General features: G+C 34.7%; 11 protein-coding genes and 1 other RNA gene. 4 read left to right on the top strand and 8 right to left on the bottom strand.

The genetic code is table 11. The features are described from left to right. The first annotated feature begins 31 nt into the window (after nt 1–31). Nucleotides 32–1,897 carry an ABC-F family ATP-binding cassette domain-containing protein gene (locus K4L44_01625; protein ID QZE14596.1) on the top strand — a complete coding sequence of 622 codons (1,866 nt, stop codon included), beginning with the start codon at nt 32–34 and terminating at the stop codon, nt 1,895–1,897. Nucleotides 1,898–3,390: 1,493 nt separating this feature from the next. Further along, nucleotides 3,391–7,647 carry a T9SS type A sorting domain-containing protein gene (locus K4L44_01620; GenBank protein QZE14595.1) on the top strand — a complete coding sequence of 1,419 codons (4,257 nt, stop codon included), beginning with the start codon at nt 3,391–3,393 and terminating at the stop codon, nt 7,645–7,647. 172 nt (nt 7,648–7,819) lie between these two features. Here the strand turns inward: K4L44_01620 and K4L44_01615 are convergent, their stop codons facing one another. The 4 genes from K4L44_01615 to K4L44_01600 form a co-directional block, all read right to left on the bottom strand. After that, entirely contained in the window at nt 7,820–8,431 is a 612-nt protein-coding gene (locus K4L44_01615) for an IS630 family transposase (GenBank protein QZE15932.1), read from the bottom strand. After that, entirely contained in the window at nt 8,374–8,811 is a 438-nt protein-coding gene (locus K4L44_01610; protein ID QZE14594.1) for a hypothetical protein, read from the bottom strand. The genes K4L44_01615 and K4L44_01610 overlap by 58 nt, the downstream gene beginning before the upstream one ends. Nucleotides 8,812–9,051: 240 nt before the next feature. Next, nucleotides 9,052–10,308: a hypothetical protein gene (locus tag K4L44_01605; protein ID QZE14593.1), complete on the bottom strand. Its 1,257-nt coding sequence runs from the start codon at nt 10,306–10,308 to the stop codon at nt 9,052–9,054. A gap of 304 nt (nt 10,309–10,612) precedes the next feature. Continuing rightward, on the bottom strand, nt 10,613–11,152 hold the full coding sequence (locus tag K4L44_01600; protein QZE14592.1) for a discoidin domain-containing protein: 540 nt from the start codon (nt 11,150–11,152) through the stop codon (nt 10,613–10,615). 230 nt (nt 11,153–11,382) lie between these two features. On the opposite strand from K4L44_01600, the gene K4L44_01595 reads away from it, so the two are divergent. Then, the gene (locus K4L44_01595) at nt 11,383–11,682 is read left to right on the top strand and encodes a transposase (GenBank protein ID QZE14591.1); all 300 of its coding nucleotides are present in this window, start codon (nt 11,383–11,385) and stop codon (nt 11,680–11,682) included. Next, on the top strand, nt 11,679–12,500 hold the full coding sequence (locus K4L44_01590; GenBank protein ID QZE15931.1) for an IS3 family transposase: 822 nt from the start codon (nt 11,679–11,681) through the stop codon (nt 12,498–12,500). Before K4L44_01595 ends, K4L44_01590 begins: the two co-directional genes overlap by 4 nt. Nucleotides 12,501–12,644: 144 nt before the next feature. On the opposite strand, the gene K4L44_01585 is transcribed toward K4L44_01590, so the two are convergent. The 4 genes from K4L44_01585 to K4L44_01570 form a co-directional block, all read right to left on the bottom strand. Further along, on the bottom strand, nt 12,645–13,859 hold the full coding sequence (locus K4L44_01585; protein QZE14590.1) for an ISL3 family transposase: 1,215 nt from the start codon (nt 13,857–13,859) through the stop codon (nt 12,645–12,647). Between the two features lie 555 nt (nt 13,860–14,414). Next, nucleotides 14,415–14,825: a transfer-messenger RNA gene (gene ssrA / locus K4L44_01580) on the bottom strand. Between the two features lie 213 nt (nt 14,826–15,038). After that, nucleotides 15,039–17,654, bottom strand: coding sequence for a right-handed parallel beta-helix repeat-containing protein (locus tag K4L44_01575; GenBank protein QZE14589.1), 2,616 nt, complete (start codon nt 17,652–17,654; stop codon nt 15,039–15,041). Between the two features lie 42 nt (nt 17,655–17,696). Beyond that, nucleotides 17,697–20,039, bottom strand: coding sequence for a right-handed parallel beta-helix repeat-containing protein (locus K4L44_01570; GenBank protein ID QZE14588.1), 2,343 nt, complete (start codon nt 20,037–20,039; stop codon nt 17,697–17,699). Between the last annotated feature and the right edge of the window lie 860 nt (nt 20,040–20,899).

The following is a 20,899-nucleotide window of genomic DNA, read 5'->3' as shown; positions in this document are numbered from 1 at the left end:
CTATTTTTGTAGAAATAAACATTTGAATACGATGATTCCATATATAGAAATTGAAAACGTCACGAAACGTTGGGGAGAACAGATCCTTTTTGAAAACATTAGCTTTAATATTGCAAAAGGTCAGAAAGTTGCAATCATTGCAAAAAATGGTGCAGGAAAATCAACCCTTCTAAATGCCATCGCTAGAAAGACTGATCTCGACGATGGAGTCATCAATATCAATAAAGATGTTAAAGTAGGATACTTGAGCCAAGTTCCTGAATTGAACGAAAACCTTACGGTCATCGAGCAGGCAACCGCATCAGACAACCCTATCGCTGCTCTTATAAGAAACTATGAGATGGCAATCTCTTCAAACAACACGGCTGAAATGGAAGCCTTAATGGAAGAGATGAATCTAAAAAACGCTTGGGATTTCGAATTGCGATTCAAACAAATACTTAGCGAACTAAAAATTAACAATTTCAATCAAAAAGTATCCCAACTATCAGGGGGGCAACAAAAACGTGTTGCACTAGCTCAAATTCTGATCAACGAACCGGACATGTTGATCTTAGATGAGCCAACCAACCACTTAGACTTAAAAATGATCGAGTGGTTAGAGATCTATCTTACAAAAACAAACTGCACGCTTCTAATGGTTACTCACGACAGATACTTTTTAGATCGTGTATGTAATGAAATTATCGAAATAGAGGATAACACAACCTATAGATACAAAGGAAACTACTCCTACTACCTTCAAAAAAGAGATGAGCGAATCGCTATTAAAACAGCGGAGATTGAAAAAGCAAAAAACCTATATAAAACAGAATTAGATTGGCTTCGTCGTATGCCTAAAGCACGAGGACACAAAGCCAAATATCGCGTAGATGCAGCCCACGAATTAAAAAAGAAAGCCACTCAAACAATCAAAGAAGACAAACTAGACCTACAGTTCGAAAGTTCTCGTCTTGGGAACAAAATTATTGAGGTCTCTCATCTTGAAAAGGCTTTTGATGATATTATCATCCTAAAAGACTTTAGTTACAAGTTCGCCAAATTTGAGAAAATTGGTATTGTAGGTAAAAATGGTACTGGAAAATCAACCTTACTCAACATGCTCACAGGTCAAATACCTGCGGACAGCGGAGAGATTGAGGTAGGGCAAACCATCAAGTTTGGATACTACACTCAAACAGGAATGAATTTTAAAGAGGAAGATAGAGTAATTGATATCATTAAAGAAATTGCCGAAGTGATCGACCTTGGTAATGGAAGAAAATGGACCGCCTCTCAATTCCTAACTTACTTCCTTTTTCCACCAGAGACACAATATACTTATGTTCGCAAACTAAGTGGTGGAGAGAAACGTCGACTTTACCTATGTACCGTGTTAATGCAAAATCCGAACTTCCTTATTCTGGATGAGCCTACCAACGACTTAGATATTATGACACTAAATGTCCTAGAACAATACCTATCAGAATTCCAAGGGTGTGTTATTGTCGTTTCTCACGATAGATACTTTATGGATAAAATCGTAGACCATCTATTTGTGTTCGAAGGAGAAGGGCAAATAAAAGACTTCCCTGGCAATTACACTCATTTTAGACAGTGGGAAAAAGAGCAGGAAAAAGAGAAAAAAGCCATTGAAAAGAAAACGATTGTCAAAGAGGAAGTCCCAGTAGAGAAACCAAAGAAAGTTAAAAGGTCATACCACGAACAGAAAGAGTTCGACAAACTACCTAAAGAAATTGAAAAGTTAGAAGTCGAGAAAAAGGAGATTGAAGAAAAACTAAACGATCCTTCTCTCTCTTCTGATCAAATGATCGAACTATCACAAAAACATGCCGAAGTTACTGATACATTAGATGAAAAAGAGCTTCGATGGCTAGAGCTTAGCGAAAAACAATAGCACGATAATTCAAAAAAGAGGAACTGTTGGTTCCTCTTTTTTTATTCACACAAAGCCTTTGCTTCTACTCCTTTATGCGAATCACACTATTTGTCTTGGAACGAATAATCTCTTGGCTTCCCAAACGACAACCCCTACTCTTTGGATTCTACAAGTCACCTACTCTTTCGCTTCATAAAATAACTCTATCCATATATTTACTCTCACGGCTATTACTTGGAGTCTCTCTAGCCTCATAAAATAACTATATCCATTATTCATCCTTACGGCTATTACTTGTATTCAATCCATTCAAATACTTCATTCCTAATAAGAACCAATCACAAGTAATATGATTGCCGTTCAACCCATAAAAGAGACCACGCATTATTTTAAGGACACACGTTAAATTGATAAAATCATGTCTAGTCTGTTTGCAATCTTTTATTAACCATACTATGACAATATTTGTAGACGACAAATTAAGTTTCTGCAACCGTAGAGACAAAGCACTGCCTTGTCTAATATCGCACAATCTAACGAAATCAAAAGAGTGATCACAATCTACTCTCATCAAACTGACAACAATACAAAATAACGATATTACACCATTCGTATAATACAAGGTTTTGTCCCCACTAAACAAGGCAGTGTCTTGTATCTACGGTTGATATAACTTATTTAAAATAAATAGGTTCACACCATTTTTTGACGTAAAGCATGTCATTGAAATGATTGCTACAACGCCTGTGACCGTTTTTTTAGTCAGACTCCTGTATTTCCACATGTGGTTACTGTGCTTGTCGAAGGGTTCAGGAACCTATATTCCGGCCAGTCCACCTAAAATATAGACTGATTCCATAAAAGTCTCTTAATTGATCAAATCATATGAAGTGATATCTATCTCCTTCCAATATCCAGAGTTGAAGATTCCCCTCGACACTATCAAAAAGAGATGCAAAAAAGAATGATTCATAGTGGAATGATAGCTATTTTGTCCATCCTTCATTCGAGTCTCATTCATAGTTCGTCCACCAAATCGATGGAGAATCGATGGACAAACCATGGACAAACCATGGACAAACCATGGACAAAGTACCTATGAATCCCCTTTTATATAGGTATTAATTTCTATTCATATCCAAAACATCCACTTCAATCCTCTTTTTTGAACAAAAAAAAAGAAGTGTAGACATAGAGAAACATACTAAAAATCTCATATTGTTATTCGTATTAAATCATCGTTTTAGCTTATTAAATGGAAGCCTTGTGACATACTGTATTTAAAATTTATGTTTTAATGACATGAAACATACTTTCTCCTCTCCTCCCATCTCGAGCGATCACACAACAGCCATAACCTATTAACATATTGATTTACAAACCAAAACAACATCAACAATTAACATGTTTTAATTAAAACATGATAAATATCCTGAATTTTAGATAAAATATCGAGTAATTTAATTGTCACTAAACAATAACCCAACCTTAATATTTTTAATTAATTAATTATGAAAAAAATTTACTGTTTCGTCATTGTAATGCTAATGACATTTAATTTGGTGTTTGCACAAAACAAATTCCTTCCTTTTGTAAAAAAACATCTGAAATCATCAGATCAATCCACAAAGGCTATTCTTCCCAAAAGAGATGTAAAAACACTAGCAGATGGAAGTATTGAGGTGACCTACTACTTTAAAGGTGCTGAAATGATTGAAAAAAATGTCAAAGGAGACCCTTATCATTTTCTTCAAATTAAAGGTTTTGGACAATTAGGACAAGTTGGTGCTCCTGCATTGCCTATGAGAAATGACCCCTTCGGTTTATCGAAATCAGACATCCCTAAAGTAGTACTAATTTCTTCCAACTTTATAGAGTACGAGAATATTTTGATACACCCGACCCTAGATCCTCCAATAGATACAGAGGGAGCTCCAGAACCACAGTTTAAAAAAGATGTAAAGGTTTATAATAAAGATGCTTACTACCCTTCATCCAATGTTTCGATAGTAATGAATCAACAGATGAGAGATATTCGTCTTACTTCTGTAAGGGTTTGTCCTGTACAGTACAATCCAAAAAAGAAAATATTAAGAGTATACTCTAAAATCACCTACCGTTTGCTAAAGAATTCAAAATCAACATATAGTTCTTTAGATAAAAGTATTTTAGAATCACTTCAAACTAATTTACTCAATGCATCGCAGCTAAAGAAATCGATTCAAAAGAAGAGCCATGATACAGAAAATCCTTCAAAAGATTATATTATCATCACCCATAGCTCTTTTAACCAAGCTGCACAGAAACTAGCTGCATGGAAAGCCAATCTAGGATATACTGTAGAAATTATTTCTCAAGATCAATGGACATCAGCTCAAGTTCGAAAAGCAATCTCTGATCGTTATCACCAATGGAATCCAAAGCCAAACTATTATGTGATTGTTGGGGATGTGCAATTCGTTCCATCTATGCACTTTAAAGCCCTTCAAGGGGAAGACTTTGTTAGTGATTTATACTATGCTTGTATGGATGGGGATACCGACTTTACACCAGACATGGCAAGAGGACGTATTTCTGTCAAAAGTGCAGATCAAGCAAACGCAGTCATTGATAAAATCATCAATTATGAAAAGAATCCTGTTCAAGATGAGAACTTCTATGAAAATGGTCTGAATTGTGCACAATTTCAAGACAATGAAAGAAATGGATATGCGAATCGCCGCTTCTGTCATACGAGTGAAGATATTAGAAGCTATGTCAGACAACAAGGATATGATGTAGAACGAATTTATTATGCTGATTCAGGAGTCAATCCTACTCACTTTAACAATGGTTTCTTTTCGAATGGTGAAGCGATTCCAAATGAACTACTTAAAGCCAATGGGTTCGATTGGGATGGAGATGCAGAAGATATTATTCGTTCTATCAATCAGGGTAAATTTTATGTTCTACATAGAGATCATGGTTATGCTGGAGGTACAGGTTGGGCACACCCTGAATTTGTTAAAGGTCAGATGAGACGTCTTCATAACGGCAACAAACTGCCGGTCGTTTTCTCCATCAACTGTCACACAGGGGAATTCTCTTTAGATGAGTGCTTTGCAGAAAAATTCTTACGCATTAAAAATGGTGGCGCTGTTGCAGTATTCGGAGCATCATATTACTCGATGTCTGGCCCTAACGATGGTTTGGCTATTGGGATGTTTGAGTCAATATGGCCAGCCCCAGGTATACTACCCTCTTTTGGAAGAGGAAGTAGTGCGGTAAATCCTCCTGCACAAGGGTTTAATCATAGTACGACAAAACTAGGGGATGTATTGAATTTAGGACTCTTGCGAATGAATCAAACGTGGGCTCCTAGTAATAGTTATCTGGTTTATACATACCGACTATTTCACCTTTTTGGAGACCCCGCGATGAGAATGTGGACAAAAAAACCAACTGAAATAACAGCCACGCTTCCATCCAAAGTGGCTTTGGGATATACCACAACAGAAGTTCAGAATATAAATATCGAGAATGCTTTGGTGACTTTAACCATTGATGGAAAACTTATCACCAAGCAAAGGTCTAGAGAGGGAAATGCGACACTACGTTTTGAGGCGATAAAAGATGGTAGAGAAGCTGTAATTACAATCAGCAAAGAAAATTGTCGACCAGTAGTAAAAAAATATACCCTGCAAGAGAAAGCTCCTGTAGCGAATTTACGCATAGTAGAAACAATGCCAATTATTGGGAATAGTGCGATTGTACACTTCACTTCTGAATGCGAAGGAGAAGTCACGAATTACTTATGGAGTTTTGGTACAGAAGAGATCGAATTTCTTGAAAATACAACAGCTAGTTCTCAGAATCCTGTCGTACGTTATCTCTCTAGAGGAACCTATACTGTTTCTCTTAAAGCAACAAATCCTTATGGTAAAGACACTCATACAGTGCAAGGAGCAGTACAAATTATAGAGGGGACTCCATCATCTTATTGTCAAAACAATACCAAATACCTGTCAAAAGATTACGGATTTGGTATTTATAAAGTACAAATAGGAGACAAATATGTCAGTTCAGGAAGTAGTTACACCGATGAAGGATATAAAAATTTTACAACCAAAGGTATATTTGAGATAGATACAAAAGAGGTCGCTGTACGTGTTACCGTTGGAACAAAATACAGCGAAAACATTGCAATCTATGTCGATAGAAATAACGATGGGACATTCTCAACGAATGAACAAATGGCCTATAAAGGAGGAGTAGTTGGGAATACAATTTTGAAGTTTGTTGTAGACGAAAAGTTCCTAGGAAATCAGAATCTCAGAATGAGGGTCATGTCAGATTATTACAGAAATGTAATCAAAGAGCCGTGTCAAGATCTAGGTTATGGACAAGCTGAAGATTATTTGATTAAGGTAAGTTCCAGTCTTCCTACCGTTGAAACAATTGAACAAGTAGAAGTTTATGAAGACCACTCTATTGTTGGGATGCGCATTTTGGCTACAGGAGGCTCTAATATTATCGAGCAAGGGGTTGTCGTATCACAAAATGAACAACCAACGATAGCTGATTTAAAATACGACGCCCCCAAGCCATACAAATTGGCTGCAAGAGTAGAGATTACTGGGTTAAAATCAAATACAAAATATTATGCAAGAGCTTTTGCTCGAAATAGCTCAGGAATAAATTATGGAGCAACTGTAACACTTATCACTAAAAAGCAGATAAAAAAGGCTCCTAAATATCATGTAACTCGATTTGTTGAAACGACTCATCACAAGAATGAAGTCTCTCTTTCATGGAGCTCAAATTCTTCTAATATTCCAGATGGTCATGTCATAAAATGGGGAACATCATTGAATGATATCGCTGATCCAATCGACGGTTATGAAGATGTGGAAAAAACTGTTTTCACTTTAAAAGATCAAACAGAGATTACGATCACTGAACTAGAAGAAGATACAAGATATTATTTTAAAATTTATCCTTTTAACAATAGAGGAAAAGACATACGATATCTAGTAAATGCATCTGTTCCTACTACAAGTGTAAAGACTAGTAAATCAACAAGCTATAACTCTTTGAGTGGAAATGGTATCGTCGGTATTGAACAAGTTCGATTTAATCTAATAAATAATAGTCAACAAAGAAGTGCCGGTTATAATAACTATAGAATACAGTCAACAGCGGTTGAAAATGGACGAACTTACCCACTAGAGATCACGGTAAACAATATTTATGTGGATAAATTTTGGACTACAGCATGGATAGATTGGAATGACAATGGTAGTTTTGAAGCATCTGAACGTTATGATATGGGAGAAGTATCTGGAGAAAGGAAAACGCTTACTAAGAATATTACGGTTCCTCAAAGGTTGGATGCATCCCATTTCGCTATGAGAATTATATACGCATGGAATAGAAACAGTATTGTTCCTTCTGGTTCTCTTCGATATTTTAATGCGGAGGATTATACAATCAAGGTCAAAAGATCCGAAAATATATTGTTTCACAACATAGATAATTTGCCAAACAATAAGGAGATTAAAATAGATATCTATCCAAACCCCGCCACTTCAAAAATTCATATTGTATTGAAGGAATCGCCTAAAAGTCGAATCAAGGCAGACATAATCGATGTAACAGGTAATGCTAAATACTCTATTTTCTTAGATAAAAAAGATAATATTATTCCTCTGAACTTACCTAAAGGGATATATTTCATAAGAATAAAAGAGAATAATCGTTATAGTCTACACAAATTAATCATAAAGTAATCTCATTGAGAAGGTAGGGGGATTTCATTCCTCTACCCTCTTTTTAATCTTAAGTGATTCGAATATGATCTATTTTTGGAAATACTTCACATGATAGATTATTCCCATTAAACATACAGTACTTGTACCGTTACATAAACACCATTTCATCAATCTATTATGATGTAAGTACTCATGCAAAATTAATGGTATGTTCTAAACCAAATGCTCCTAGTGTTTCCAATAGACATTTTTTCAGAGAATTGTAGCTTTCATATGCTTTAAACTCAAGCCAAAAGTATTTGATGTGTTTCCAAAGTATTTCTATGATATTAAGTTCTGGAGAATATGGAGGAATAAAATAGATATAAAGATCTAAAGCATTCCATTCTTCTATTTTTGCTTTAAATTTTTTGGATCTATGAATAGGCGCATTATCAAGGACTAGTATTGTTTTCTTTGTTATCTGATTACATAACTTATCTATAAATGAGATCAAAATATCACTATTAATTGTTGTTTCATGTACTTCATAAAATATCTCATTTTTACGATTCATTGCTCCTATAACATTAAGAGCTTTACTTCTTGATGACGGAAGTAATATTTGACTCTTCTTGTCCTGCCATGCATATGGAACATAAGGAGTTAGACTAAAGTGACTTTCATCAACGAAATATAAATCTAAGTATCCTGAATCCTCACACTTACGTAATTCTGTTAGTTGATGTTGCTTTAGTTGGAAGTCTATATCATTCCGTTTTGTCTTGAGTGATCGCCGGACTCGTTTCCATACATACCCGATCTTTTTAAAAAACGTATTAAAGTCTCTTTTGAAATGGTAAGATTATAATGTTCTTTCAAATGATGAAGTATATAAGATAGATTACGATTATTTGTTTTTACTAAATCTTTGATTATATCATCGAATCCAGCTAATTTACACTTTGCTCCTCTTCCTTGTTTAATCCTAAGTGCATCAAAATTATATTCTAACCACTTGTCAAATAGACGTGATACTGTAATGACAGATATTCCCATTATCCTTGAAATATCAACCATAGAATAGTGACTATTGGACAGTAATAGGCAATGTGAACGCATTCTTTCCACCTTGTTGTCTGAATGTTCATATAGAGCAGTTAGTTTTAGAACTGCATCCTGTGTTAACTTTATATATCGCATGTCTCAAAGAAACAACATCTATTTTAATCATGAAAAAAAACTATCTGTAATTATGTGGACTTACTTATAACTAAAAAAACTCACTCAATTCAACGATGCGTTGAAAGAGTGAGTTATATAATCACCTCAAATAATGGCTTAATTTTAGAATTGACAAACAGCCATAAATACAAATCAATTCCATTTAGATTAAGAAACGAATGTTTTGCTTAATCATTGTTGACAGTTCAGGGGAGATTATTAAAATTTATCGACAGAAATAGGATAGAAATTGTTGTGGTTATCTAGAGCAATCAAAGCCCCCTTATTGTCTGGACGAATCGACTCAATCTTAAAGTCACTCATTCCACTCTTATCAATACCTGTTAGAACAACACTACGTTTATACTCTAACTTATCATTAAACCCAACTAGATAATAATATCCAGCTTCTTCAATCAAACTCCACGCCAAATCTCTATAAACAAAAAGAACATTGTCAGAGAAATTATCGAAGGAGTGAGAAACGACATCAGTACCGGAATAAAGAGAGATTATATTAGATCCTATTGTGTAGAATTTTTCATCAGATATTTTCTCAAATTTTGAGCCGATGAACCAAAATGCTGGAGTATCTTCAAATGATTTCTTCGTTTGATTCCACTCTCTCCAGATAAAAGATGGTCCTTTATAAAGACCTATCCATAATTTACCTATATCCATACCAAAATGACCTCTTCCAACATTTCCTAATGAAGGAATAGTTTCAACTACATGTCCTTGGTTATCGAAATTCACAAGATCGATTTGAGAAGTACCATTTTGCCCTTCATGGTGTGATAACCCTAAATAATAATAATCCCAAAGTACGAAATCTTTTATCTTGGCATCTCCCTTTACACTAAAAAGAGGGTTCCCTACCATAGCCTCTTGAACATCTGTTTTAGGACACTGGTTTGGGGATAACTCTATCACTTTTCCTTTATAATCTATGGTTATATCGACCATTTTCTTTTGAAAGTAAGTTTCGCATGTTGCCGATTCGAATTCAAAACCAAAAGATTGATACGTAATTTCATCATTGACCTCATTTGATGTACTTGTAAATACAGTCGAATTGCAGCTATATTTCGCACTCCAAAATCCCTGGTCTAAAACAGGATAATATGAAGCAGTTAATTCCTTTTTATCCCCTTTTGAGATCATCTCCACTTTATGATATGAGGTAGATTCATCCTCTCGTGTTCCTGAAATAACGACTTGTAACAGATGGTTGCTTGTAAGACGTTCGTTCATGCTTGTATAATCATAATTTGTCAAGATATACATCTCTTTATCTCCATCTATATAATGATAAGCATGATCTAAAGTTGTTTTGATGAGTTGTTTATCCACTTCATCAAACTGCAATGAACCAGTATTCTTATTAGAATCAATTACAGGACCAACACTATCATCATTCTTGGTACACCCAATCGCAACAATAAGAAAGGAAAATATTAGCACAAGTTTATTCATAATCAAACATTATTAGGATTAGACAATTAAGTATTTCAAATATTATTTAACAATTACTATGCCATATATTAAAAATTTGGAACTATCAATTTACTCCGAGATATCCATTTCTCCTCCAGAATGTTATTATTCCAATTATTTAAGTTAATTCACAATAGGATCTATAATTAGAAATTATCACTCAATCATTCTACTTATAATCATGAAATAAAATACTTTGGGACCAAATATGGTAAATATTCGACAAAAAAAATCAGCCTACAAATACAATTGTAGGCTGGTATACCAATTTACTAATTAATTATCACTGTAAAGCATGCACTTCAATTTCAGCAATACAAACACTTGTTTTTCCTCCACCTCGGCCACTTTCAGGTATAGTAATTCTAAGAAATTGCCCAAAGAAAAATCCCTTTTTATAAACTAATTCATCTTTTCCGCCTAGTTCTTGATTGAAGATATTTCCTTTTGTAAATTCTCCTAGATTTACCCAATTCTCTCCATCTTCACTTAAATCGATTGTTAGTTTTGTTAGATCTTTCATTTTTGGACGCTGCTGCAACACAACTTTACGGATATCATATTTCTTTTGCATATCAATTTCAATAACGTAAGGTAACGGGTAAAATGGCTTCCAACTTGAACTCCAAAATGTATTCGGATTGCCATCCCAAACTTTTTTGATATCATATACCCCTCCTGCATTAGAGTTGACTTTTGTGCATAACCAAGATGAAGTGCTTATTTTTTTTATTGGTAACTCATCAAAGGGAACATAGTATGTCTCAATATTTTGAACCTTAGACTTGACCTTTCCGTTTATTGACTCTGCACGTATCGTCATCTGTGCAACGTAAGCGTTCGGTTATTCACATCTTGTGCATTGTTTTAAAGCCTTCTACTTTTGAATCATAATCAAAAAGAAGAAATAGATGCGTAAAAAAGCACAGATGTTTGATCTCATAGAAGCACAACACAATAGTGGATTAAACAATATCGATTACTGTAAACTATAATACTCCTACATTTTAGCACCACTTTCTTAATTGAATTTTAATTCTTAAATTAAGAGTTATGGGAACATTGAAAATAAGTCGTCGGAAATTTAGTTCCTCATTTAAATCTAAGGTAGTAATAGAGGCACTAAAAGAGCGAGAAAGCTTGCAAGAGTTAGCTTTACGCTATGAACTACATGTGAACCAAATATCCAAATGGAAACAAGAGTTCCTGTCTAACAGTAGTATTGTTTTTACTCAAAAGAATAGAGAGAAAGATGATTCTATCAATAAAGACGAGCTGTACTCTAAGATTGGACGCTTGGAAATGGAGAATGAGTTTCTAAAAAAAAACTTAAATCTCTTCGAGGATCTATAAATATAGATCTTCTCATTGAAAGAGAGTCTCCTCTTAGTATTCGTCAACAGTGTAACATTTTAGATGTTTCTAGATCGAGCTACTATTATAAGTCCAAAGGAGAATCTGATGAGAATATTGAGATAATGGATCTAATGGATAAGTGTATTATGGAATATCCAACATTTGGAGTTATTCGAATGCAGTCGATGTTACAAGATAATGGGTTATCTGCATCATATGAACGTGTAAGAAGGTTGATGCGAAAAGCAAGAATTAGACCTATCTATCCACGAAAGAATCTAACGAAAAAAAGAGAAGACAAGAATATCTATCCATATTTGTTAAATGGATTGAATGTCACAAGGAGAAATCAGGTCTGGCAAATAGATATTACATATATTCCACTTCTAAAAGGTTTTATGTACATGACAGCAATTATTGATGTTTTTAGTCGATATATTGTAGGTTGGAATTTATCAAACTCTCTTGATGCATCTGCAAGTATAGATGTTGTAAAGAATGCAGTAGAGAAGCATGGTAAGCCTGAAATACTTAATAGTGATCAAGGTAGTCAGTTTACTTCAGAAGCTTATTTAAATATATTAAAAGAGTATTGTATCGCCATAAGTATGGACAGTAAAGGTAGAGCTCTGGATAACATCTATATCGAACGGTTTTGGAGAACAATCAAATATGATTACATTTATATCAATCCACCTTCTGATGGAATAGCCTTATACAAAGGTATACAGAATTGGTTAGAACATTACCATTACAGAGCACACCAAGGAATTAATAGAAAAAAACCATTTGAGCTCTATAGTAAAGTGGCATAATACATTAATTGTTTATGAAAGTTGGTTCAGTAAATCGAGGGTATTATAATATTCTCTCCTAGCTCTATTAAAATTCGCTTATGTTTTGGCAATAATACAATAGCTTTCCGTCCCATATTGTAAAATAGTTTTTACAAATATGGTTCATCCACATTTTGCGTATATATCTTGATGCATTGCTTTTATTTTTAACATAAAAAAATCTAAGTCACGATAGCCATATGCTTGTCTTTTTAAGGTTTTAATCTTGTTATTTATTCCTTCTAAAGGCCCCGTGGAGATATTGCACTTATACCAATTTAGAATTCCTGTTTTGTGTTTGGTCAATAGTTCTACCATTTTCTTAAGCTGAGGGATTTCAGTCTCATTTGCCTCTTCTATCCATTGTTTAAGTAATTTTGAAGCGTCTCTAATATTATCTTGATTCCATAATTCTCTCAATTCTTCTTTCAAATAATATGCGTAAAACAAGGTGGTATTCGTTTCTAATACTTTTTCAAGTCTTGAGTCTTCCCCTTTCTGAAGGTTGAGATTCTCTGGGTTCTTTAACAATAGCCAACGACTTCCTTTTAAACTTTTCTTGATAACCTTATCCTTCTCTTTGTTGTAAAGATCTCTTCTAATTTTACTTATAGTCTCATTTAGTTTCTTTATTATATGGAAATGGTCAAATACCATAGTAGCTTTAGGTGCATTGGTCTTTACTGAAAGGATATAGGCAGCTGACATATCAATAGCAACAGATTCTATTTGGACTTTATTGATCTTTATTCGTTTCCAAAATGGAACCAATGATTCGGAACCTTTACCTTTCCCTACATGCAAAACGACTCCTTTATCTAAGTCATATACACAAGTCATGTATACATGTCCCTTCCTCACTGCGAATTCATCGATAGCAATATGTTTCACCCCCTTTAGCCCAGGAGAATGATATTTTGATTTTAAGTGAGACTTAATGATATCTTTTACAATATTCCAGTTAAGGTCTAAAAGTCGACTGATTGATTGAATCGTCATATGAGAAGAGAGAAGTAAAACCATCTTCTCTAAAGATCGAATATAGGACTTCTGCTCTTTTGCAAACCTTAAATGTTCCTGACGTACGATCTTGCATTTCTTGCAATAAAGGCGTTGAACATCTATGATAATAACGCACTTCTTTTTGCCTATCATTGGCCCCTTGAAACTACGTTCAACAACTCCACAACAAATAACATGCATTCTTTTACAGCGACTACAACGTAGTTTGTCTTTTTTTGTTTTAACTTTAAGTTGGATGGTATCTCCAACATAGGATGTGGATAATAATTGCTGGTCTTGTAATCCTAAACAATGATATATACTACTGGTATTCATAGTCTATAGCGTTTTATATAAGAAATAACTATAGAATATGTTTACCAGTCTTTTTGTTCATATACGCAATTCATGGAAGAACCACAAAATAGCCTTTTTTGTAAAAACTATTTTGCAAATTACATCTTTTAGTTCTTCTTAGAACATCCATTATCATTAATATAATTCGTCTGACTACAACCCTTCTTGATTGGATTATCAAGACAAAAGATTAAAATCTCTATATCGCAAGTTCAGCAATGCCATTATTCATAAAATAAAACGGAGCGGACTTGCAGCCCATTATACAACTGAAGGATCTATATATAGTCGATAATATTTAGCACTTTCAGGTTGGGCAGATATCAATGAATAGATCTTTCAGCTTTACAAACAGCCCTAATAAAATGAGTTCAGAAGGATATAATTTTATCGATAAAGCTTATTGCTAATAAAGTGGGTATCATATGGGTATCAAAACATGCTGTTTTTGACGTAAAAAGAGCGTTTTTTGAAGAAAAAGAAAAGATGTAAAAACAAGAAAGTCAGCTAGTTAACACTAACTGACTTTCTTCTGGGTGGAGTTGGAGGGATTCGAACCCTCGTCCAAACAAGGAAGCAATATGCTTTCTACACGCTTAGCCCTGACTTAATTTTCGAATATTTGCTGGATCAAGGCGACCGACAAACACCTTAGACTCTTAAATTCGCTGAAAGGACGAGACAATCTTTCAACTAGTCTCGATATTTTAGCACCTCTGAACCTAGCCGCCTCGTGACGTGGGCACTAGAGAAGTGTCTTGTTTCAGTATCTTATACCGAACGCCCATAAAGGGTGCTTGAATCTACTATAATTCGATTAAGCTGCAAGAGCAAAGTTATTTTCGCCAATTAAAAAGTTTGTACACTTAGGATTAACGAGTCAAATATACAAAACTCGACATGCTTACATACCTCTTCTACCCGCTGTCAAAACCAGTCAACCCCGAATAGAGTATGCAAATATAGTAAATGTACGTAAATAAACTACACAAGAATGAATAATATTCATGATTGAATCTATTCAGTGGAGGTTGTTCGCGACAGAGGTTATTGGATAAGACATAAAAAAACGATGCAGATCAATAGAGATCTGCATCGCAACTTCAAGAGAATTGATCTTTAAAAAAGATTCTATAGTCAAATTTATCACATTATATTCTACCAGTCATGAAGATGCAATGACTGGCTAAGTTTCTCCAATTCTCTTTTATTAAGGATTGTTGTTGAATTTTGCACTAAATATTCTGAAGCCTCTTTAAAGACCTCTTTTTTAAACCTTTTCAGTTGGGCTAATTTATTCTTTGGCAAGCTCAGATCTAATAGCATCTTCTCCGTGGACGCCAACCACTTATTATTTTCGTACTCAGACCAATAGGTATTATACACTTTAGTAAGAGATTTATTTTTCTCCATTCCGAGATCCAAAGCCACAACCTCTTTAGGTAAGGACAAGTACTCTTTATATTTAAATTTAGGAGATGCTAAAACCTTATATTCTGAATGAATTATCTGTCTAACAGAACCAAAAGTCCATGCATTTCCTTTTACAATCGTACCATTGTTCTTCTTCACATCAACCCTCCAATAATACCTCTTCGAGGGATCAATACCACGAGGAGTAGCATTACAATGGGTTGTAGATGTTAGTAAATGATCCTTACGTCCTAGCTGCTTCTTATTTGTACCGAAATAAACAATATAAGAATTTACATCTTTTGCTTTATTCCAAAATAACGTAAGGTCTTTGCGAACATTGGTTGCATGATTACGTGGAACAGAAGTATTGGGCACTTCTCCTACATAACCAGGAATCCAATATTTATCATCATCTAGACTATAGGCTCCAGCCATAGACTCTCCACTCTTTTTTATTGTTGATACCAAAGACTCTGTAGGCCTGAAGTCGTAATTATAAGCATCGCGAACTAATGAGGTAATTTCTCCCTGCCAATTATTAACCGTATCACCAGGACAAGGGTATTTTGTTCTCAGAGCAAAATGACCTCCAATATGTGGTGCAATATTATTTTTAACTACCGAATGACTATTATTAGATCCCATCATCAAAACGCGAGGAACTCCAATATCGAACAATCCTGGAAGTGTTTCAAAGACAGTATTATTCAATACCGTGTGTTTGTTTCCTTTACACTTCACACTTCCTGTATTCCACACAACATTATAATTGACAGTCCCATTCTCACCCCAATTTACGAGAGGGGTCTGATACCCACTAGAATCGAATCGGATACCAGCTTTCTTCATTGAGTGAACCCAATTGTAACGAATAATAGATCCATTAATTCCTGCAACACCGACATTAATAGCAGATCCATCATGCTGTAGGAGACTTAAATTATATATATGATTATACTCGATCAAACTACGATTCCCTACACGCACCCCTTCTGAATTACCTCCAGTATGTACCGTATTATAACGAAAAGTAAAATCGTCTGCCTTTATAAAATCTAAAGACCCAGATGCACCAGAACCCAAACAGCTCCAATCAATATCATGGAAATAGCAGTTCTCAACCAAATCTTTTCGGCCAGTAATACTAAGTCCTGGACCATCTGCATATGCAAAAGTACTGTTGCGAACCATATTGTTTGTAATCAAAGATGTATTCGATCTCAGCGCTTTCTTTGAATAATCAAAAGCACTAACTTTGGGTTCACCTAAGATACCAAGAGCAAATTTATGATATGAAGGATAGTTAAAGTTACATCCATCAATCGAGATATTCTTTGAATCCATAAAATGGAAAGTAGCACCAAAGAAATCTATATTAGAAACCGTAACATTATCTGTTTTAGAACCAGTAATCATATAATCATGGACCTTTCCTTTATATTGATAGTCATTAGGATGTTTACCGTTAGGGACTACCACATAAATTGCTCTCTCCTTTGTATCATAAAACCACTCATTCGAAATATCTAGAGCCATCTTTCCAATCAGGTAATAATGTCCCTGCTTCATCTTCTTCTTAAAGAATTTACTACTTCGCAATGATTTAGGTCCATTGGGAAGAGATTTATTCTCTCTACTAAAATCTTTAGAGTATTGAAAGACAGAGCTTCCCGCTTTATGCTTCACTACTGGTTGTGCCCATGACAACCATGAACCAATATTCATGACAGCAATTGCACCTGTAAAATCGATCTTCGTATCAGCCAACGACTCCATATTAACCCCATCTTTCACCGAAACAGTAGAGGCTCCTTCATCGTCACTCTCCTTATAGTCAGCTTGGTCAGGTCTAGAATCATACATCGTTCCAAAACAACTTTGAGAGCCTTGATGTCTCCACGTACTCATCATATCCCAAAAAGATCCATCTTCGAAGGATGCATTAGGCCAACGAGCAAGAATTAGCATCTTATCATTCCTAAAAAGCTGAGACACAGGCTTCTTTACTTTCATTCGATATGTATTTTCTTTCACCTTAACCCATCTCCCTGATAAGGGAATAGTTCCATCAAACAAGGCTCTCTGACCAGGAATCGAAGTGATTACGATATTCTTCTTACTACCAATTAAAGAGAAAGGAGTACGATAGACTCCTTCAGAGACAAAACAAGTATCTCCATCTTGAAGATTTTTTACTGCCTTATCAATAGACAAGAGAGGAGAACTTAATGTACCTCTATTCTTGTCATTCCCTTTTGATGAAACATACAGATTCTTAGCATATGAAGCCGAAGAGAAGAACAGTGATAGAATCAACCAAAGGCATTTCATTTTATTAATAAACTTTAAAAAAATCATCTTATCAATTTTAATGTCTTTATTAAAAAATACATATCTATCCTACCAAAAATCATATAGTTGCCCACCATTTGATTTCTGTCTATGAAATATCGGTTTTCTATCATTTTCAGCCACGTCGAACGCTTTAAGATGTTCTGGGTAATCCGCCAGCAAACTAATACTTTTAATATCTATATTTTCGAAGCCACTCTTCAACAAAGGAGAGTCCGCTTTTAGATTGAAGTTCCCATTTTTAAAGTCCACAAAGAGAGGATCAATAACATTACTATGAGTTTCAATCCCTTGTGCTCTATACTTCTTCAAATGATTCAACAGAGGTTTCTTACTCTGAACACACCAAAAAAAGTTGTTATCTGTAGATGCATTTTCAGGTAGTGTAATTCCTTCTGAAGCTCTATAAGATACTCGATAGAAATCAATGCTATCCCCAGACTCATAGAAGATATTTTTTTGGACCAAAGATCCATAGTCTGCTGCCTCATCAGGATAAGATGCCCAACGAATTGATTCCTTGGTACTACAATCTAAAATCATATTATTGACCACATGATTAAATCCTTTATGAACAATCGCAGCCACATTCGCCATATAAATAATATTCTTTTTGAATATAGTCCCTCTCTGCCAATCATCTGTACGAAGCACTCCAGAAGCGTGACTTGCAATATGGTGCACATAATTATTCTGAACGACATTCCCTTCTCCTGCGCCAGAAACATTTAAAACAGAACCATCCCCTAAAGCCTCTAATGCTCGATAGACTTCATTAAATTCAACCACATTATTACGAGCGTGAAGGTAAGGGGTGAATTGATGCCATAAATCACTTAACTTCTCAGCATATTGAAGATTACGTCTCTTCATGTCCGCATCAATTTCACTCCATCGAATTGTTTTCGATCCTTCATCAAACCTACATTCTCTTTTTGCTAGAATAGGCATTCTAACACCACACAAACCCACACCTTTACGTGGTACATGATGAATCAAGTTATGCGAGATAATATTATTTCCACTCTGCCAAACGAAAATACCCGCACCCTGCTTCCACACAGTCCCAACATGGTGTATTAAATTACTTACAATCTTATTTTCTTTGTTTACATCCTTTGTTCCAGGACCATAACCACACAATAGTATCCCCATATGTCCTACGTGATCAATAAGGTTGTTACAAATTTCATTTTTCTGACAATATAAATCTAGTCGTAACGCAGAATTACCACTATTAGTAAAACGGCAATTACGTACAATACAATTCTCGGCACCCCTTAAACGCATCATGGCATTCGGATTATCAAATTTATCCCAATCATGCTGAATACCTAGCCCTTTATGACCATCAGTCCATGAAAAACGATCGCCATGCTCAAAGGTAATTCCATCAAACACTAAGTTTTTTACAGGAGTATCTGTAGGACCATCATAATCGATTTCTCCTTCCAATAAGAAGTACTCTTTTAGGGTAGGAACGACCAAGCTAGTCTCAGGTCGATCTTCTTTTGGCCAATAATAGATCTTTTTTGATCCTTTTCTATTCACAAAAGTTCCTTCTGAAATATACTCTAATGCATTTTCTATCCAAGGTTTTGTATGTGATTTCTTCGCACCTGGAGGAGAATTCGACTCCAAAGTCAGATAGCCAATATTATTTCTAAAATCTATCTTTTCAAGAGGGATCAAATTCATCGTCCACGGAACAGGAGCAAAACCCAATTCGATATCCGACATATTATTCCAAGGTTTTAAAATATGGTCAGTATCTTCGAAATGAAACTGTTTTAGTTGATAGCGATCCTCATTGAAATAGACATTCATACTTCTTGCTGATACATACTGTCTATCCTTATCAATCCTTCTATTTTTCTGATCAAAACCGATAGGCTCCATTGCTCGAATAGAAAACCCATCTTTCCTTGATCTATCCACTCTGCGATCTCCATCAAACATATGATAGAAATTATCTACCCCTTTAGGATAGTCTGCAATCCAAACTTTCCCTTGAGCCTCTTTGGGAAATCCTTCTGGATAATTGCTAAGTAATCTCCAATGATTAATAGAAACTCCTGAAGAGATCACAGGATACTCTCCAGGGTAAGCAATATAGGTATATTGGAATCCTTTTGGTGCACCATCCTCGATGCCAAAACGGACTGTCTTATCAATTTTGTAAGTCCCTCCCCTCAAATAAACAAAAATATTTTGCTCTCTATTGTCCAACCTTTGAATGGCCAACTTTGCTCTCTCAATAGTTCTAAAAGGACTTTCAAGACTACCATTATTCGTGTCTACTCCTTTGGGAGAGATGTAAAAAGAAGTAGTACTTTTAGAAGAACATCCAAACAGCAAAACAAAAGCTAAGAATACAAATAGTTTTTTCATCCTAATTCATCGTTTAGTTAATCTGATTATAAAACTTCAATGATAATATGGATTGGTGGTGCCTCTATTAAATAAAGGCACCAATACACCAAACCATTAAAACCATACTCAATTTCTAATGCTACAATCATTCATCAAATAGCAATGATATGAATACAAACATAAGAGATACCAAGATTTAAGAATAAGCATAATATCACAAAGAGTAATGCTTTTATAACAATATGTATAATGGCACCCAATAAATACTGAATTACTGGATATTACAACAATATTCAAGACTATCTTTTCTATTTTAAAAAGGAGATAAGGATGTATATAATACAAACTGTACACATGAAAATCGAATAATTCATCTCTTGTAGTGAATACAACAAAGATATTTAAGCAAATACAACAGTCTCATTGTATTGGTTGGAATCACCATGTTACACCTAGACAAAGTTAGATGATCAAATCCATTATCAACGAAGAATAACTTATCTCTATTCTAGAAAAAGGAACATATCATTGTGAATAAAAGAGCAAATCATATATAAAAAAACAGCATTACTCCAATTTACAATGACTATTACAAACAAGAAAAAGAAGACACCAAATGATCCACGTAGAACAAGTTTGTAATCTTACAAACACGTTTTACGACTTCGAGAAAGAGTTACTAAAAGTAGATTATCACCTTTTAAAGGACCATGAATGCAATTACATAATCTTAATTTGGACTCTCTACCTTTACTTTCAACAAAGAGAAGTCCTATATGAGATAGTAGAAATAGATATTCACTCCTCATGTATAAAGTAGGTCTATAGGAGGATACAAGGAAAGTATAAAAAAAATATAGACTTAATAATGGTACAAA

The organism is Prolixibacteraceae bacterium (genome assembly GCA_019720755.1).
GTDB classification, from domain to species: domain Bacteria; phylum Bacteroidota; class Bacteroidia; order Bacteroidales; family Prolixibacteraceae; genus Halosquirtibacter; species Halosquirtibacter laminarini.
This window is presented reverse-complemented; position numbering and strand designations above follow the sequence as displayed.

What these genes read in the sequence shown, in the direction of transcription:
- K4L44_01595 (QZE14591.1), top strand. Translation starts at nt 11,383, where the DNA reads ATGGGAACATTGAAAATAAGTCGTCGGAAATTTAGTTCCTCATTTAAA.
- K4L44_01575 (QZE14589.1), bottom strand. Translation starts at nt 17,654, where the DNA reads ATGATTTTTTTAAAGTTTATTAATAAAATGAAATGCCTTTGGTTGATT.
- K4L44_01605 (QZE14593.1), bottom strand. Translation starts at nt 10,308, where the DNA reads ATGAATAAACTTGTGCTAATATTTTCCTTTCTTATTGTTGCGATTGGG.
- K4L44_01585 (QZE14590.1), bottom strand. Translation starts at nt 13,859, where the DNA reads ATGAATACCAGTAGTATATATCATTGTTTAGGATTACAAGACCAGCAA.
- K4L44_01625 (QZE14596.1), top strand. Translation starts at nt 32, where the DNA reads ATGATTCCATATATAGAAATTGAAAACGTCACGAAACGTTGGGGAGAA.
- K4L44_01620 (QZE14595.1), top strand. Translation starts at nt 3,391, where the DNA reads ATGAAAAAAATTTACTGTTTCGTCATTGTAATGCTAATGACATTTAAT.
- K4L44_01600 (QZE14592.1), bottom strand. Translation starts at nt 11,152, where the DNA reads ATGACGATACGTGCAGAGTCAATAAACGGAAAGGTCAAGTCTAAGGTT.
- K4L44_01610 (QZE14594.1), bottom strand. Translation starts at nt 8,811, where the DNA reads ATGCGATATATAAAGTTAACACAGGATGCAGTTCTAAAACTAACTGCT.
- K4L44_01570 (QZE14588.1), bottom strand. Translation starts at nt 20,039, where the DNA reads ATGAAAAAACTATTTGTATTCTTAGCTTTTGTTTTGCTGTTTGGATGT.